The organism is Psychrobacter sp. 1044 (assembly GCF_904846525.1).
GTDB lineage: Bacteria > Pseudomonadota > Gammaproteobacteria > Pseudomonadales > Moraxellaceae > Psychrobacter.
This window is the reverse complement of record NZ_CAJHAZ010000002.1, coordinates 47,017-63,250: the sequence shown is the minus strand read 5'-3', so window position 1 is coordinate 63,250 and position 16,234 is coordinate 47,017. Positions and strand designations below refer to the sequence as shown.

Below are 16,234 nucleotides of genomic sequence, written 5' to 3'. Positions count from 1 at the left end.
ATTAACTCTATCAAAACAAGGAGTTAATAATGGAAGTTACAAAGCTAGTTAATGATATAAAAAGCGATCTACAAGCGGTTGAAATGGCAGGAAAAACCCCTGCTTTGATACGGTTGCACCCTTTATATCACAGGACTTTTAGAAGGTTTAATCCTGATGGATATCAAAGACAGGCTTCGGCTGACGATTCTGCGACATTCCTTGGAGTTCCAATTCAAGAAGATGCAAACCAAAAATATTTTGAAGTTTTCATAGAATAGCGGTTAAAGCGTTTTAAGTAAGTACAAGAGCCCCTCAGTCGAGCAGGGCTTTTTTAATGTGCAAAATAAAGTGAGCAACTAATGGCAACGACAACAGCAGGATTTGACGTACAGTTTATCGAAGCCATTGCTTACGCTTTAAATCGTAACGTGGTTTTGCCTGATAACTACTATAACGTGATGACACCGATACAGCGCCAACAAGCGGTATCTATCGCAGGGCTTGCACAGACTGAGCAGATTAAGCATGTTATGGGCTTGGTTAATGAACAATTGGTTGATGGCGGTACGTTTGCGGACTTTCAGAACGCTGTTAAGAAGGGCGATATTGATATTAATCTACCAAGGCATCGGCTGGACAATATCTTTCGCACAAATATTCAAGGCGCTTATGGTCGTGGTCGTTGGTACCAGCAGCAACAGAATAAAGATGAACGACCTTATCTGATGCGCGACGGTATCAACGATATTAGACAGCGCCCAGCGCATAAGATACTTGATCAAGTCGTTAGGCATATTGACGATCCATTTTGGCAAAAGCACTATGCTCCTTCGGGATATCGCTGCCGGTGCGTGTGTCGCTCGCTCACCAAGTCGCAAGCTGAGGCTAAAGGTATAACCGTCGATGACGACTTGCCAGATGTGACAAACGATAAAGGCTGGATAGGCGGTACACCTGCACAGTACACGGGCAACATGAACAAACTGGTCAACGACAAAATAGCCGAGCTTGCTATTACGTACTACAAGCAGTCGGGCGCGATATTAGAGGCAAGGCAACGTATTGAAGCGGCTATCACGGTTATGTTGGCACAGCCAGTACCTGAGCTTGCTGCGATGATTGACGAGGCTAAAAGGTTGATAGAGGAAGAGGCATGATTATCGTTATGTACTTTGTTGGATTGCTAACAGGACTAGGTATTTGGTTTATCGCTCATTGGGTCAGAAGCGAACCACATATCAAGGTTAAATATAGTGATTGGAATGGTCCCGTACCGATAAGTAGACGAGCACCGCCTAAGCCAAAGCACCCGCATAAATAAAGGTGATGCCATGAAGTTAATCTTGCTGCTACTTGCTGAACGCTTACTTCGATATATGGACAACAAAATAAAGGCTAGTGATGAATTGTCTAGCGAAAACGATAACGAGCCGCCTTAATTGAGCGGCTTTTTAATGGGTGATGGTAATGATTTTAACAATTGATACGACTGCGCTAGACGCTGATACAAGCGAATCATACGCGGCTTGGCGCGGTGATAATGTTGAAGTACAACTTGACGGTAAGCCGCTTAAAGATTGTATGTATTGCAACGTAGATAAGGGTATTGCTATCTGTGTAAAACGAAATTTGTTAGGTCACGTCATTATCGTTGCCGATGATATCGTTCACGAAATGCGAGTTGGTGCGGTCACAGTAAAGCCCGTACCTCCAGGCGTTGAATAAAGGTAAAAACATGAACTTACAAGCAAAGATTAAGCGCGATATTCGCAATCATACAGCCATGGCTTGTTACGATTTGGACGAGCAACTTGCGGCTATTGATTTTAAGGCCTTATCACGCTATGAGGGCGACGACAGCGAAGCTTATTACACAGTTGAAAATGGCGTAGCGGCTATCGATGTGCGTGGTTTGCTAGTACCTGAGACATCAGGTGACTATCGCTCATGGGGTGTCACTGGTTATGCAAACCTAGCGGACTACATACAGCAAGCCAATGATGACCCCACCGTGACCAGCATTGTCTTGGACGTTGATAGCGGTGGCGGTTATATCAAAGGTATTGATATTGCGACGGAAGCCATTTATCAGTCCTCTAAAACTGTTGAGACATTTATTAGTGGTGATATGTACTCGGCTGCTTACTGGCTAGGTGCTAGCACAAATAAAATTACAGCCGAAAGCAAGCTGAATGGCGTTGGTAGTATCGGCGTTTTTGTCGTTCATAGCGAAGAAAGCAAATGGCTTGAACGCATGGGCGAGAAGATAACCATGATCCGCAGTGGCAGATGGAAAGGTGCTTACAACTCATTTACGCCTTTGAGCGAAGAAGAGATAGAGCGCCTACAACAAGGTATTGATGAGTCGGCTAGCGTCTTTTTCAACCATGTAGCAGCACAGCGAAATATTGACGTCAAAACCATACAAAGCTGGGAAGGCGACGACTTCACTTCTGCCAAAGCCAAAGAATTAGGTCTGATTGATGTGATTGCGGATAGCATTGCAGCCTCAAGCAGTACCGCACAGAGCAACAATAACCCCGAGGAGTACGACTTGAACGAGTTAGAAAAGGCGCAAGCCAAAATCGCAGAGCTGGAGAAATCCGAAGCTCAAGCCAAGCAAGAAGCAGTGGATGCTAAAGCTGCTGCGCTTGCTGCACAAAATAAGTTAGCAGAATCGCAAGCATCAACACGCCAAGCCGCTATCGATAAGTTAGCCGCTGATACTGGTCGCACGTTTACTGAAGACCAGGTGACTGCGTTTAAGGCGATGGATGAGGCACAGTTTGCTGTTGCTGAATTTATGGCAAAGCCGGTCGAATCTAAGGTGTCGCCATTACCTGAAGGCTTGGATAAAGCCCAAGCAACCAATGGCCGAGAAAGTGGCGAAAGTCAAATCATGGCAGCAGTAGCAGCCGCAAAAGCACAAGGAGCTAAATAATGGTTGATTTCACTTACAAAACCGAGCAACCGTTACCAGTCGATGTGACGCCTATTACCGATAGTGTCGTACCTACAGCCGCTACAGCATATAAGCGCGGTGACCTACTTGTTATCGCTGCTGGCACAAACGTAGCGACTCACAGTGACGCATCAACGGGTGCGCAAGCTGATTGGCATGTTATCTGTTTAGCTGACGTTACCGCTGAGCAAGCAACTGCCAAGATTGCCGCCGTTGTTGAAATGCCTGTTTATGTTGCAGGTAAGTTTGATGTAGCACAGGTCAAACTAAACGGTGTGGCACTCACTCCAACTCAAAAGCTAGCGGCGCGTGCATACGCTAATCGCTCAACTAAAATCACGCTAAGCGTTATTAAATAGGACAATAATTTATGGCTACTTTTGTATTTGAAGATGCGCAGATTGAAACCGCATCATTTGAGGAGCTGGGCGCGGTCTATGACCACAGCAAGCCAGTTGATACCTTTTTTCGTGACCGCTACTTTGGCAACCCGATTTACCTAAATGGCGAAGATAAAGTACCAGTGGGCGATATTAAAACCTACATTCCGCTAGCGCCTGCTGTACTGCCAACAGCGCAAGGCCGTGTCATTAGAGACAAAGTTGAGCTAAACGTCAGTTATATCCCAGCCCCTTACTTTAAGCCTGCTGTAGTGGTTGAGCCGCTAAGCAAGATTGACGCTAAGATGCAAAAGCTGTTGCAGAATATGCGCGTCATTGCTACCAATGCTGCTGGTGTGCCACCTACCATGCAAGACGAGTGGGAAATGGCAGCCGCCAATGCTTATTGGTTAATCCGCCAATCATTAGCAGCGCGTGTCACTATGATGTGCCGCGATGCTTTACTGTACGGCAAGGTTGTTGTTGAAGGTGATGATAATGCTGGTGTAACCGTTGATTTTCGTCGTCATGATGACTTAAGTTTTAGTCCACTAATTGCGTGGGACCAAGTGGGCGCAACGCCTTATCAAGATATCCGCAAAATAGTTAAAAACCTAGTTAAGCATGGCAAGCGCCGCCCAGTTGACGCTCAAATGTCTAGCCGCGTATTTGACGCGATGACTAATGACAAAGAATTTAACGAAAAATTTACCGCATCAAAAGACACGAATGCAACTCGCGTGTTTGATGGCGGCTTTGGTGGTGAAACCGATGCAACATTGCGTGGTACTGTGGACGGTATCAACTTTTGGACGTATGACGCTGAGTTTGAAAAAGAAGATGGTACGAGCGAGCTTATGGTGCCAGAAGATGGTTTTTGGTTAATCTCAGAGCTTGCCAATCCGCTTTACTACTGCATGATTAAACATCGCAAAAACCCTGCTAAATTAGCAATGGAATTGATGCCGTATCATGTATTCAGTGATGATGCATCTGTCGATAAGTTTATTGCCGACTCAAGCCCACTACCAGTCACCATCAATAAAAACGGTGCCTGTGGTGGTACTGGTTTTATCACTCTTTAACAAACCCCTAACCTAATTGCCCTGCCTAATCAGTAGGGCTTTTTTTGGAGCAAATTATGTCTAAATTAAAAATGTATGTCGCATTACAAGCCATTGGCCAATTCAACACTGGCGATAAAATCCCAGCCATCACTGATGATGAGCTAAAAGCAGCTATTAAAGATGGCAAAACCATCGAAGGCTTACCTGAAGACCGCGCTAAATTCTTACTTGAAAAAGGCGCTATTGAAGAAATCGAAAGTGATGATGCCAGCAACACCGATGAAGATGACACCGGTGAAGTGGTAAAGCTCGACAAACTTACCAAGGCTGAGCTAACAGCGTTACTTGATGAAGAAGGTATCGAGTACAACGAATCAGACACCAAAGCCGAGCTAATCGCACTATTTTCAAAGGACTGATTATGTACGCGACTCGTGATGATTTAGTCGGACGCTTTGGCGATATGGCAGTAGGTCAGCTTGAGTCGATGCACGATAATGGTCTGCTTGCTACGACCAATGCGCTGTCTGATGCTACCGAAAAGATGAACAGTTACTTATCCATACGCTATAAAACGCCGCTGAATAAGACTGAGCATTTGAAACTGGTTTGCTGCAATATCGCAAGATACCTGCTGTACATGAATGATGCTACAGGTGAGCCAGAAGACCGCTACAAAGAAGCCATTACTTGGTTAAAGGACGTTAGTGCAGGTCGTGCCAACGTTACGTTTGCTGAGCCACTATCACCTGCTGAGCAGCAAAGCACGTACATCAAACCTGCCGTACCAATTGGTGACAGTTACCGTGGTCAGGTGTTCGGTGACGACGTGTTTGACAAGATGCCAAGCATTAAGTGAGGTGAGTTATGTTTGATGCCAACCTGTCAGGTGGTGACGAGATAATCAGGCGGTTAGGTGGTTTGTATTTTGACAGTGAAAAAATACAGAAGTTTAGCCGGTTGGTTGGCGCTGAAATGGTCAATCAAACTGAGGAACGCTTTTACAATCAGCATGATCTACAGCGTCAACCGTGGTTGCCCTCTCTAAGAGCTATTGAGCAAAAAGGTAAGACGCTGCGTGATACTGGTCGCTTAATGGGTTCGTTAACCTATGTGCCACTACCTGATGGTGTCAAGTGGGGCACAAACGTGGTGTATGCAAAAGCGATGCATTACGGACTACCTTATCGCAATGTCACGCCTAGACCTTATATGGGTATGAATGAGAACGACCGCGCATCAGTGCTTAACATCATCAATCGAATTATGGACGTAGACTTATGAGTAATTATTTTGCAGTGGGTCTTGGCTTGATCGAACACCTGGAGGCGAAAGCTGACGAGTGGGGTGTTAAGGATGTTGGTGTAGCTGCAACAATCAATCAAATCAAAAAGAACACGACACCTGCCTTGTATGTAGTGAATACCGTCAACAGTCCAGTAGCTAATGGGTCGATAGACAGTCAGGACATACAGCAATGGACGGTAGTAGTGGCTGTCAGCAATCAAGCATCACAAACCGACTTTAAAGCGCTTATGCAGTCATCAGGCGAGCTTATCAGTCAGGTTATTAATTATGTGCAAGGTTATCAGTTAGATGACTATCACGATCCATTGGAACGTACCAGTACGTCAGGACGTATTGAATACTTTTCGACTATTGCGCTAATACCATTCACTTTTCAAACTAAATTCCAGCCATAGGAGATATGCAACATGGCAGATAAACAACAATCTCACGCATTTATCGGTAACGGTAAAGTGTATTTTACGCCCGTCAAAAGTGGCGTAGAGGGCAAACCCTTTTGGGTTGGTGTAGCAAATGCCGCCTCTTTTGGTCACTCAGTAGAGGACGAAAAAGAGCTAATTGAATACCACTCTGGTAAAAATCAAGTATGGGACAAAGATGATGGCAGAAAAGCTACTACATTTAGCTTAACGCTTAATGAGCGTCGTCCAGAAGCAATGCAAGCAGCGCTACAAGCTACTGTGAGCGAAGTCGCTACTGGTACAGCAACGGGTGAAGAACACGCTGTTTCAGAAGTAGGTGACATCATCTTCCTGAAGCATAAAAATGTGACTGAAATCACATCGTTTACAGACAGCACTACCGTCACCGCGCTTGCTTTGGTCGAAGGCATTGACTACACGATTGATAAAAAGTACGGCACCATCGAGCTACTAGAAAAGCAAACACTTAAGTCGCCGCTAATCGTGACTTATAGTTACGGCACCGCAACGGTTATGAAGCCGATGACTGACGATGTTGATTATTATCGAATCCGTGTTGATGGTCTAAACAAAGTTGGTCAAAAAGATAAGCAAGTGGTCACAGCTTATCGTGCCAAGCTATCACCTGCTGATACGCTCGATCTAATCAGTGATGAATTTAGCGAAATGACGCTTGAAGCTGACTTGTTATATGACGAAGCAGAAGAAGCAACTTACGAGATTGTGAAGTTGTAATTTGTAGGTCTATGTGATTTTATATAGGCCTATTTTTATTTAATTAAGTCATTGCGCGTCGATGGCTTACTCAAATAAAAAGGACTGATTATGCGTACTAATGCACAAACCAAGCTGACGAATACAGCCACAGGCGCGGTTATTGTCTTATCTGATAGCTTATATCCCGAAGGTGAGCACGACTGGTCGGTCATTGTATCAAACAATAAGTACGCGTTAGATGGCACGTTAATAATCCAACAATCAGAACGCAAAGCTGGCAGACCGTACACCATGCAAGCCCCTGATGGTCATGGCGTACTATCAAGAGCAACGATTAATGCGCTCAAATCTGAGCGTGACAAGCTAGGCGCGACCTTTTGGCTAGATTATCTAGCAGATGGAGTTGTAAAGCGCGTGAAGGTCATATTTGATACGACACAAGAGGCGATTAGTGCAACACCTATCAAGGGTAGCACAAGCCCAAAACTGACCGATTATTACAACGTAACGCTTAGGTTTTTAGAGATACCGAGCGTGTGAAGTGGTATAATTGGCTATAACTTACAAGGAGTTGTGGCTATGAGTGATAATCTGAAAGCGCATGGCAAAGCTATTCAGGATAGCGTGAAAAATATCTCGGAGGCCGCAAAGCGTGACCCTGTTTTAAAGTCGTGCAGTCCTGAAATGATGAAACTGCGTTACGGTGTTATGGATTATGGTAGTGATATGCCAAAGCCACTACCACTGCCTTATGAGCGAATACACAAGACGACTAGGTGGTTGGTATGAGTGACAATAAAATACAAGTCTCTATTAATGGCGATAACATAGAGATAAGAGATGATACTTATCAATACGTGTCTATACCGATTGACCAATGGCAAGAGATAAAAGATGCCGTTGATGCTAAATTGCACGGTAAATACCATCATTTACGTGAAATAATCAAGAATACAGACCCCATAAAACTAGATTAAAACCCAACAAGCAAAAACACAACCCACCCTAACACGGTGGGTTTTTTAATGCCTAAAATTTGACGGATGACAACAATGCCCATTACTCAAAACGATTTAGAGATACTAAAGTCTGAAATCATGGCTGATACGCCTGATGGTGGCGGATTACCAACGGGCATTGCCGTCATTGACGGGGTATCAAATAACTTATTTCCCGATGTGTCGGATATTGACCGTCTTATCGGTCGTGTGCGTCTGCGTAAAGTATCGCTTGCAGTTAAGACCGCTAATGCTGATCTATTGCAAGCACCGCGTATGCTATTCACTGAATTGCCAGAGAACCCAAACATAAGCGTGTTTGCATTTAAAGCAAGCAGCTTTGCGGATAGACGAGTTGATGCTCAAAACAAGATTGAGAGCTATCTTGCGTTTGGCAGCAAATGGGCAGGGCATATCTTAGAAACTCAGCTAGCAGGGCAGCGCGTTATTCAGGTATCACTTGATAAAGGCGATCAGATACCAGCAGTCGGACAGCCATTGGTTATCGTTCAAAACGAAGGTCAGTCAGACGAGTTTTATCAGTACATTCGCCCTTTAAAGGTTGATATTATCGAGCGTCGTTTCCAGCGTACAGTGAGCGAAACAGTAACACGTATCATAGCGACTATTGAATTTGGTGATACTTTAACAAAGACATTCAACGGTTTAACCGTACCTGATTTTTACCAAAACGCTAGTACAAACAGACGCGCTATCTTGCGTGAGGCTCGTGTTGCTGATGCTGCTAAGTATTACAGTGCAAGTCGCTTAGCTGAGCCAGTAGTAGCTATGCAATCGCGTCAGGTAAAACTTAACTCTATTTACACTCAGGTCGTGCCAAGTACACAAGTAGAAACGCCAATTTTACAGCGCGATCCAGCCAACCAAGTCGCTACTCAAGCGCGTGGTGATGGTGTGATTGCTATCAATCAGTCGGTCAATGTTGCGACTAATACAGCGTTTAGTCTGCCGTCAGGTATCGCAGTCGGCACGCTTAGTATTGCGGTAGGTGGTCGATCGCTAACTGATAGAGATGGTCAGTTAATTGATAGCACTGGCTTGGCGTATGCGTCTATCAAATATGGCGTTGGTCAGATCACATGGTATAGCGTCTTAAATCTTGGGCAAACAACGGTAACAGGTAGCTATAAGCCTGCGTCAGAGTTTACTCGAGTGGCACAAACTGATTATCAAATCGTTGGTGACAACGCAGGTTATAACTATGTTCGCGAGCTTGGTGCTGAGCCAGTGCCTAACAGCCTTAAAATTACTTACACAGTAGACGGTAATAATTACCTCGTACACGATGACGGGCGCGGCAATCTGATTGATGATGATGGCAACGGACGTGGCACAGTGCAAGGCAAAACCGTGCTTCTCACAACGGCAGCCATACCTGATGCTGCCAGCTATATTATTTACTCTTTTGGCGTGGATTTAGATACGGTTAAGTATGGCGCTCAAGCATTATTGCCAGCTTATCACTCGGCAATTCTTACTGATAAAGTGGTTGGCAATATAACTATTACATGGGCAACCGGCAAAACAGCGACTATGACTAATGGCATTATTACAGGCGATGCAACAGGTACGTTTGATGCCAATGAATTACGTATTGCGCCAAAAGAAACGGTTGCCAAAGATACTGTGTTTACGGTGACTTATAACAAAGTGTTGGATTCGATGACTACAGCGATTGACGCCAACTATTCGCTGCAAAATGACAGCGGTGTTTTTACAGGCAGTATCGATCTTGCAAGCGCTATTGAGAGTTTGGATTTTAGAGTTACGCTTAGTGATAAGCAAAGCCCTCAAGTTATGATTAGTTTTGGAGTAGAGCAAAGTGGCGCCAAGCTGGTTGTAGAACGTGTTTATTATCCTAGTTATCAAAGCTCGGCACAGTATGCAGGTAATACAGTTATTGATGCTACCGCAATGTCTTGGTTTCCTTACGCAAGTAGCTCAGGCGATGACTGGCAACCAACGCTAGTAAGCAGTAGTGTCAATAAAGCAACGGGTAAAGTAGATTTTTCTATCAAAGTTGCGCGCAAAAAGACAGTTACGGATGTGGTTATGGTTGGCGGTATCAATAAAAGCCCGTTGTTTTCTACCAAGACTATTGATGAGTTGTTATTTATCGAAACAGCAAATGTTAGTGGCGTTGCGACGGTTGGCGGTACGACTGAATCGGCAACAATAAGCATGACTGCCAATAAGTTGCTTATAGCCCCACCGCAAGCTTCAGATACGCCAGTAGTTAATGGCTCGGTCTTTATCGATGTACTTGGTCAGAGTTTGCGTGATGACAATGGCAATGTTAAAAATGGCGCTAATGCGGTTGGCACGATTAATATTAACTCAGGGGTTATCGCATTAACGACTTGGCAAGCAGGGCAAGCCAATACGGTCAGCCTTAAATCAATGTTACGCGAAAACGACCCAGTGCCACTTGCTAATATTATTTTCAGAACACCAGTTGCGCCGCTTAAAAAAGCCTCATTACAAATCAGTGCTGAGCTTGCAGACGGTACGATATTGTCATTATCGACTGACGCGCAAGGCGGTATCACGGGCAGCACTTATACTCACGGAACAGTTGATTTTAAAGCGGGTGTTGTTGCGCTGTATTTTTACGAAAAACTGGGAGTAACAGCCAATCCCGATATAGTTAATCAGCCGTGGTATGACTCGGCAAATATTTATATGGACGGCGGTACAAATTATATCAATAAACCGATATACGTTAAACCTGACTCAATCCGTTATAACGCGATTGCTTACAGCTACTTGCCGTTAGATAAAGAGCTTATCGGACTTGATCCGGTGCGCTTGCCTACTGATGGTCGTGTGCCGTTTGTCCGCAAAGGTGACAGCATAGCGATTACTGAATTAAAGACGATGCAGCTACCAACCAATGCCGCTAATGATACTTTTAACTTAGGGTTTGAGCGTTTATCCGATGTAAATGTAGTCGATAGCACAGGTAAGAAAGTCAGCTATGACGAGCTAGATATTGACTTAGATGCGGGCACTTTACAACTTAATGGCTTGTTTGACATATCGCTATACACAGCGCCATTGACTGCCAAATATCGAATCATGGATATTGCGCTAGTGATTGAAACCGATATATCGGGTCGTGTGACGCTATCAACGCCGATCACTCATGATTACAGCACAGCAGCCGTCTTTAGCTCAATGCTATTGGCAGGGGATATGCAAGCACGAGTGTTTAATGTTTTTAGTCAAAACTCATGGAATAAAATATTTAGTGATACGTTGATTGGTGACAAAGCAACATCACAGTTGCAAATCACTAATAACCCCATAGTGGTGACAAATCGTGATGCAATTACTGAGCGGTGGGCGCTAGTATTTACCAGTCAAACATCATTCAACATCATAGGTCAAACAGTTGGTCAAATCGGCTCAGGGTCAACGACTACGATAACAGCGCCTATCAACCCTATGACGGGTTATCCTTATTTTACAATACCTATTGCCGCGTGGGGTCTTGGTTGGTCAACTAACAACGTGGTTCGTATCAATACAGATGCGCCTAAATATCCGGTATGGATTGGCAATGCGATACAGCAACATCAAGGCTCAAGCAAAGATAATTATGACTTTACCATTGGCTATCATGCCAATATTGACCGTGAGCGAGGTGCGCCATGATATTAAGTGTTGATGCTAAAAACGCCGCTTTGCAAGGTATTGCCGATAGATTGAATGTCGGCACTAATTCGGTATTATCGCTTTATGTGGGCGCAACGTTGGCGGCTGAATTTGCGCTGACCAATCCATCTGAGGCATCTATTGCTAACGCTGTAATGGTTTTTAAGATACCGCCTAGAGTTTTGGCGGTATCATCGGGAGTCTTAACAGACGCTAAGATATTAGATGCAAGCGGTGCGCTCATTGCTACGCTAGACGTTGCCACAGAGATTACACTTGATAAATCACAAGTCTATCAGGGCGGCTTCGTGAGCATTACATCACTACAAATAGGCATTTGATATGGCTGTTATTAATGGCAGGGCAAAACGCTATGACGGCACAGCGATTGATTACGTGCTGATATTTAGATGGAAAGACGGCAAGTGCTTGGATAAATCAATACCTGATAAAGCTGGGAATTGGTCGTTTGAATATCACAACAATACAATAGCAGGGGTTACTTACGTTGCTGATGGGTGTGAGCCTATCAGTCATGGCCCTTATGAGTTGGTAGTACAAATTTAAGGAGATCGACATGGCGTTGTTATCGCCAGAGACTGTGCCAGTTAAAATGTATAAATGGGACGATGTTGGGGCACCGGAGCTTAAAAAGACAGCCGCAAATGGCGCTGCCGAAATATTTAAAGCATGTTTGGTTGTGGGTTATGGGGCAAAGCCTAGCGCGGGTTGGACGATGCCGTTTGAGGCAAGTGGGGTAAAGGTTTTTCGACCGCAGATTGGTGCTGAAACTGACTTTTACTTGCGTATGGCGTCAGATAACGGGCGACAAGTTGACGCAAGGATATACCAAAATATGACCAATGCAAATACTGGCAACTTAAAGCTAAACTGCGCTCAACGTTTTAAGTATACACAAGGCTTCTCTAGTGGCAAATGGCTGCTTGTAGCATCTCCTCGCAGCGTTTGGTTCTTTTGTGAGCAAGGATTTTTTTTGGATACGTCGGATTTGCTAAGTAAGTCGGGCGCGTTCTTTTTTGCAGGCGATACCATGCGTAACTCAATAGGAGTCAGAGCGGTATTTTTGCAACATACTGGCGGTAGTTACAATGATGGTGATTATCGAGATATTTTCGGTTATAACAGGTATGGGGAGGTCGATAAAATACCAGAATCATACATTGCGGGCAAACTATTAGACAGCACAGGTGTTGTGTATAACGCCGAGCTAGAGAGTTTTTTCGATGGGCATACTGCGCGCACACAAGACCGTATTCTATCGCCATTGTTGACGTTTGCAGGCAATAATGCGTACCAAATCCCCGGTCTAACTGTTGTGTCAAATGGCGCTACTCGGGATAACTTTACTACGCAAAATATAGATATGGGCGATTATGTGTCAGATATTATGACATTCAGCACAAACCCATCGCTCGCTACTAATTTTTGTGTTGCTACTGATAAGTGGAGTTACTAATGCTTTTACGCAATTACAATACCGCCGATGGCGTGGCATATATAGCAGGGGCTAATGATGGCATCGTTACAGTAAGGGGTAGCCCTGCGTCGCGTAAAATATGGCTGCTAAACGCTCAGACGATGGCAGTTGAGCAGGTAGTCACGTCCTTAAACAACGGTCATTATATATTCTTAGGGCTAAATCCCGATAAAGAGTATGTCGTGATGGTACGTGATTATAAGCGAGAGCTTGAGCCGTTTGCATGGGATTACGTCAAACCGCTAGACGATTTATCATTTAGCAACCAAAAAGCATTATGGGCATCATGGCAATAAATTGAGGTGATAAATGGCAAGCCCATCTAGCAATACAAATCCAATTATCTATGTCACGTCAGACAGCTTGCCGTTACCACTATCTAAGCCAATAAGCGACCAACCGCCATCCAATACGCTGCCTTTGGGTATGTCGCGGCAACTAGGCACAGTCGATGGCGAGATTACAGCCCCTAGTGATGATGTAAATGTAATTGTTAGTGCAATAGCCAACATAACACCTATTGCGTCAGTTAGCGCGGTAGCAGACAAGATTGAGGTTAATGTATCGGTCACCGCATATTGCGATCTAAGCGCCACTGCAAGCATAGTCGCAAGTTATGATGCTAATGTGTTTCGAGGTATTATAGGCGATGTATCAGGCAGTATTCAGCAATCAAAACTACAAGGCGTTAGTAGGCAAGGAAAATTTGAGAGCAACAAGAAGTTAGATAATAATATCAACACTGATTGGCAGCAGTCAAGGTTGGTTGGTACTGATAATGAAGCCCAGTTTGAGAGCAACGAAAAGTTAATATCAGGCAGTCAATTATTGTTTGAGCAATCAGCACTTATTGGTACAAGCAACCAGCAAGGTGCTGAGCATCAGATATTTATAGCCCAGCAAAAGCGGTTTGATTACGAGCAATCAAAGTTAGTCGGTCAAGGCCAGTGGTATGGCTTTGAAGCAATGTCTAAGCGTCAAATTGAGCGAGTTATAAATGGCGAAAATAGTAAGTTATTAACAGATAAACTTAGCTCATATAATGAATACGGCTATCTGTTAAATACTCGCACTGACTTTTTAATTGAAGCTGCAAGACTACCATTCTCAAAACTTAGATATATCGCACCCGATTTATCACAGACAGTCATACTTAAACAGCAAATAATTTATAGCTGGGAATGTGGCTCAGGTGATTTAAGGCACTATGTTTATAGTGATGAGTTACCACTACTGATGACACGGCGTATCGCGGATAAAGGCTTATCTAGCAACATACCTCTACCAATGACGATGCCTCGCGGCGTATTAATGCTATCAGCTATTGAAGCTGATGCACTGCCTAACAGACCGTGCAAGCGCAAAACATTAGGCGTTAATCCTACGCTTGATATTGTTACATGCAAACCAAAGGTATTTGGTAAAGCGTCAGGCATGGCGGTAAACGCACAAACAACACTTAACGCTATTGCATGGCTCAACCTACTAGCTGACGAAAAAGACAGCGCCTATGGCAAAGGAGTCATATTTGTGACAAACAGTGTGTCATTAACGCGCTCAGATGATGGGCGTGAGATTAAGCTACTGGGCTTTAGCGTGGGCATTGATAGCAATAGTTATACATGGTCATTTAGTGCGACGGTGCCGCTATCAGAGCTTTCAAAAGTCGATACGGCACATGAGCAGCGTATCGGTGTTAACTTTACTTGTAACGGCAATCTATGGCGATTTGTACTTGATAGCTGTGATGATAGTGTGTCATTTGGTGAAAGCTCGCTAACAATCAAAGGTAAGTCACGCGCTATGCTATTAGCTAATCCTTACGCAGCTCAACGAGGGTATAAATTCAGCACAGCAATGAGCGCCAGACAGATAGCAGAAAGCGAGCTAAACCGCAATGGCGTAGCGTCAGGTTTTACGCTGGACTGGCAGCTAGCGGGGGTAAACGGTTGGAATGTGCCAGCCAACACTTACAGCTACACAGGCAAAACGCCTATCAATAGTTTGCAGTGGATAGCTGAGGCAGCGGGTGGCTTTATCAATGCGGATATGAGTGCTGATGTTTTGCACGTATTGGCACATTATCCAATACCAAGTTGGGAGTGGGCGGCGCAAACGCCTAGCATTAACTTGTCAATGTCACTTATCACCAGTCGCAGCCGTGGCCGTGTTAATAAGCCCGCTTATAATGGGGTGACAATATACGGTGAGAATGATAACGGCATCGGCGCTCTAATCAAGCGCACAGGCACAAGCGGAGGTTATCAGCCGCCTATGGTCACAAGCGACTTAATGACCGACCAAGCAGCCGCTATTAGCCGAGGCAAGATGATATTAAGTGACACGGGCGATATTGGTAACATTGGTATCTCGATGCCGCTAGTTGCCGATGTAGGCGTGTTAAAACCATCAACCTTGATTGGTGTTAATGATGGTGAATCATGGGTTGGTATGGTTAGAGGCACGACTATCACAGGTCGTCTATCGAGCAATCGAGCGTTAGAGATTGACCAGTCTATCGATGTTGAGCGTCATTTCGATAAGGAGATTGTCTAATGGCTAGCGGCAACTTATGGCAGCTGTTTAAAGGCATCACTGAGCAAGGCGCTAAGCAGCTTGCAACTGTTATTGATAGGCAAGGCTCAAACTATACCGTAACGATGCAGGGCGGGGGCAACACGATTGTGCAATCAAACATGGCTTACGAGCTGCAGTCCAAAGTCTTTATCAGAGACGGTCAGATTGTAGCGCAAGCGCCTAATTTAACTTATACAGAGATTGACGTATGACAGATATTAAAAAAGACGATAGCGTTAAAACTATCAAAGTGGCAGGGCAAGAGATTGCAATCAATCGCGTCAAAGTCAAAAACTTGCACGAAGTGACGCGAGCATTTACGCCGTTTGTTGCTGAGTTTGAGCGCATTGTGAAAGCCAAAAAAGGTATGCCAGAGAGTGAGCTGATGGGGCTTATCGGCACGTTTACAGATGAAACAGTTATCTTAGCCTCAACACTGACAGACCAGCCGCCGAGCTTTTATAGAGAGCTAGAACCGTTAGAGATGCTCACTGTCATGCAGGAGGTCGTCGCCCATAGTGGCGATTTTTTTATGCGTCAGATTTTCATACCCCTAAAGCAACTGGGGGCGCAGCTAGCGTTACTTGGTACGACAGCTTATTACCATTCTACAAAATCGGACTCAGAGAGCGAGACATCTTAGAT

Annotated in this window: 23 protein-coding genes; all 23 read left to right on the top strand. The window is 44.6% G+C overall.

All coding sequences use genetic code 11. From position 1 onward, the window contains the following. The first annotated feature begins 29 nt into the window (after window positions 1-29). The 23 genes from JMX82_RS01690 to JMX82_RS01580 all read left to right on the top strand — a co-directional run bounded on the left by JMX82_RS01690 (window position 30) and on the right by JMX82_RS01580 (window position 16,232). A complete protein-coding gene (locus JMX82_RS01690) occupies window positions 30-260 on the top strand; it encodes a hypothetical protein (protein WP_201539101.1) in 231 nt (76 codons plus the stop codon). Window positions 261-341: 81 nt separating this feature from the next. Then, window positions 342-1,139, top strand: coding sequence for a phage minor head protein (locus JMX82_RS01685; protein WP_201539100.1), 798 nt, complete (start codon window positions 342-344; stop codon window positions 1,137-1,139). Then, complete coding sequence (locus tag JMX82_RS01680; protein ID WP_201539099.1) at window positions 1,136-1,303, top strand: hypothetical protein; 168 nt, start codon at window positions 1,136-1,138, stop codon at window positions 1,301-1,303. The genes JMX82_RS01685 and JMX82_RS01680 overlap by 4 nt, the downstream gene beginning before the upstream one ends. Before the next feature lie 146 nt (window positions 1,304-1,449). Then, a complete protein-coding gene (locus JMX82_RS01675) occupies window positions 1,450-1,707 on the top strand; it encodes a hypothetical protein (RefSeq protein WP_201539098.1) in 258 nt (85 codons plus the stop codon). 10 nt (window positions 1,708-1,717) lie between these two features. Next, entirely contained in the window at window positions 1,718-2,923 is a 1,206-nt protein-coding gene (locus JMX82_RS01670) for a S49 family peptidase (protein ID WP_201539097.1), read from the top strand. After that, window positions 2,923-3,303 carry a hypothetical protein gene (locus JMX82_RS01665; RefSeq protein ID WP_201539096.1) on the top strand — a complete coding sequence of 127 codons (381 nt, stop codon included), beginning with the start codon at window positions 2,923-2,925 and terminating at the stop codon, window positions 3,301-3,303. The genes JMX82_RS01670 and JMX82_RS01665 overlap by 1 nt, the downstream gene beginning before the upstream one ends. A gap of 11 nt (window positions 3,304-3,314) precedes the next feature. Further along, complete coding sequence (locus JMX82_RS01660) at window positions 3,315-4,409, top strand: major capsid protein (RefSeq protein WP_201539095.1); 1,095 nt, start codon at window positions 3,315-3,317, stop codon at window positions 4,407-4,409. Between the two features lie 56 nt (window positions 4,410-4,465). Next, window positions 4,466-4,810: a hypothetical protein gene (locus JMX82_RS01655; RefSeq protein WP_201539094.1), complete on the top strand. Its 345-nt coding sequence runs from the start codon at window positions 4,466-4,468 to the stop codon at window positions 4,808-4,810. Window positions 4,811-4,812: 2 nt separating this feature from the next. Beyond that, on the top strand, window positions 4,813-5,250 hold the full coding sequence (locus JMX82_RS01650) for a DUF1320 domain-containing protein (RefSeq protein ID WP_201539093.1): 438 nt from the start codon (window positions 4,813-4,815) through the stop codon (window positions 5,248-5,250). Window positions 5,251-5,258: 8 nt separating this feature from the next. After that, window positions 5,259-5,675, top strand: a complete 417-nt coding sequence (locus JMX82_RS01645; protein ID WP_201539092.1) for a phage virion morphogenesis protein — start codon at window positions 5,259-5,261, stop codon at window positions 5,673-5,675. After that, window positions 5,672-6,094 (top strand): hypothetical protein, encoded by a 423-nt coding sequence (locus tag JMX82_RS01640; protein WP_201539091.1) that lies wholly within the window; start codon window positions 5,672-5,674, stop codon window positions 6,092-6,094. Before JMX82_RS01645 ends, JMX82_RS01640 begins: the two co-directional genes overlap by 4 nt. Before the next feature lie 12 nt (window positions 6,095-6,106). After that, window positions 6,107-6,856, top strand: a complete 750-nt coding sequence (locus tag JMX82_RS01635) for a hypothetical protein (protein ID WP_201539090.1) — start codon at window positions 6,107-6,109, stop codon at window positions 6,854-6,856. A gap of 90 nt (window positions 6,857-6,946) precedes the next feature. Next, window positions 6,947-7,378, top strand: a complete 432-nt coding sequence (locus JMX82_RS01630; RefSeq protein ID WP_201539089.1) for a hypothetical protein — start codon at window positions 6,947-6,949, stop codon at window positions 7,376-7,378. A gap of 39 nt (window positions 7,379-7,417) precedes the next feature. Then, window positions 7,418-7,627, top strand: a complete 210-nt coding sequence (locus JMX82_RS01625; protein WP_201539088.1) for a hypothetical protein — start codon at window positions 7,418-7,420, stop codon at window positions 7,625-7,627. Beyond that, window positions 7,624-7,815 carry a hypothetical protein gene (locus JMX82_RS01620; RefSeq protein WP_201539087.1) on the top strand — a complete coding sequence of 64 codons (192 nt, stop codon included), beginning with the start codon at window positions 7,624-7,626 and terminating at the stop codon, window positions 7,813-7,815. The genes JMX82_RS01625 and JMX82_RS01620 overlap by 4 nt, the downstream gene beginning before the upstream one ends. Window positions 7,816-7,890: 75 nt before the next feature. Then, window positions 7,891-11,514 carry a hypothetical protein gene (locus JMX82_RS01615; protein ID WP_201539086.1) on the top strand — a complete coding sequence of 1,208 codons (3,624 nt, stop codon included), beginning with the start codon at window positions 7,891-7,893 and terminating at the stop codon, window positions 11,512-11,514. Next, entirely contained in the window at window positions 11,511-11,855 is a 345-nt protein-coding gene (locus JMX82_RS01610; protein WP_201539085.1) for a hypothetical protein, read from the top strand. Before JMX82_RS01615 ends, JMX82_RS01610 begins: the two co-directional genes overlap by 4 nt. Window position 11,856: 1 nt before the next feature. Continuing rightward, window positions 11,857-12,081 (top strand): hypothetical protein, encoded by a 225-nt coding sequence (locus tag JMX82_RS01605; RefSeq protein ID WP_201539084.1) that lies wholly within the window; start codon window positions 11,857-11,859, stop codon window positions 12,079-12,081. A 10-nt stretch (window positions 12,082-12,091) separates the two neighbouring features. Continuing rightward, entirely contained in the window at window positions 12,092-12,991 is a 900-nt protein-coding gene (locus JMX82_RS01600) for a hypothetical protein (RefSeq protein ID WP_201539083.1), read from the top strand. Further along, a complete protein-coding gene (locus JMX82_RS01595) occupies window positions 12,991-13,308 on the top strand; it encodes a hypothetical protein (protein ID WP_201539082.1) in 318 nt (105 codons plus the stop codon). Before JMX82_RS01600 ends, JMX82_RS01595 begins: the two co-directional genes overlap by 1 nt. A gap of 13 nt (window positions 13,309-13,321) precedes the next feature. Beyond that, window positions 13,322-15,568 (top strand): hypothetical protein, encoded by a 2,247-nt coding sequence (locus JMX82_RS01590; RefSeq protein ID WP_201539081.1) that lies wholly within the window; start codon window positions 13,322-13,324, stop codon window positions 15,566-15,568. After that, window positions 15,568-15,801 carry a hypothetical protein gene (locus tag JMX82_RS01585; RefSeq protein ID WP_201539080.1) on the top strand — a complete coding sequence of 78 codons (234 nt, stop codon included), beginning with the start codon at window positions 15,568-15,570 and terminating at the stop codon, window positions 15,799-15,801. The genes JMX82_RS01590 and JMX82_RS01585 overlap by 1 nt, the downstream gene beginning before the upstream one ends. Beyond that, window positions 15,798-16,232 carry a hypothetical protein gene (locus JMX82_RS01580; RefSeq protein WP_201539079.1) on the top strand — a complete coding sequence of 145 codons (435 nt, stop codon included), beginning with the start codon at window positions 15,798-15,800 and terminating at the stop codon, window positions 16,230-16,232. Before JMX82_RS01585 ends, JMX82_RS01580 begins: the two co-directional genes overlap by 4 nt. Window positions 16,233-16,234 lie beyond the last annotated feature (2 nt).